The sequence below is a fragment of the Opacimonas viscosa genome, from assembly GCF_024199005.1.
GTDB classification, from domain to species: domain Bacteria; phylum Pseudomonadota; class Gammaproteobacteria; order Enterobacterales; family Alteromonadaceae; genus Opacimonas; species Opacimonas viscosa.
The window spans coordinates 1-245 of the sequence record NZ_JANATA010000276.1 but is presented as its reverse complement, the minus strand read 5'-3'; the positions used below and the strand labels follow the sequence as shown (position 1 = coordinate 245).

The window sequence follows — 245 nt, the reverse complement described above, 5'->3', positions numbered from 1 at the left end:
AATATCATGTGAAAAGTTTTCACCACCAAAACCTGCACCTGAATGTAAATACGATTCACCTATCCGACTGTCTGCTGCCATTCCATCTCGAACATGGGCAATATCAATACCCAACTTTTCAGCAACATCTGCCAAATCATTCATATAACTGATACGAGTCGCCAACATGCCTGAAATACTGAGTTTGGTAAATTCAGCATCTAAAACTGGCATAAACAAATATTGCTGAGGTCGGGGAAAAATTG

General features: G+C 39.6%; 1 pseudogene. It reads right to left on the bottom strand.

Features of this window, described 5'->3' with window-relative positions:
- Window positions 1-213: pseudogene (locus NLF92_RS13580) on the bottom strand (UDP-glucose 6-dehydrogenase); the annotation flags it as partial.
- Between the last annotated feature and the right edge of the window lie 32 nt (window positions 214-245).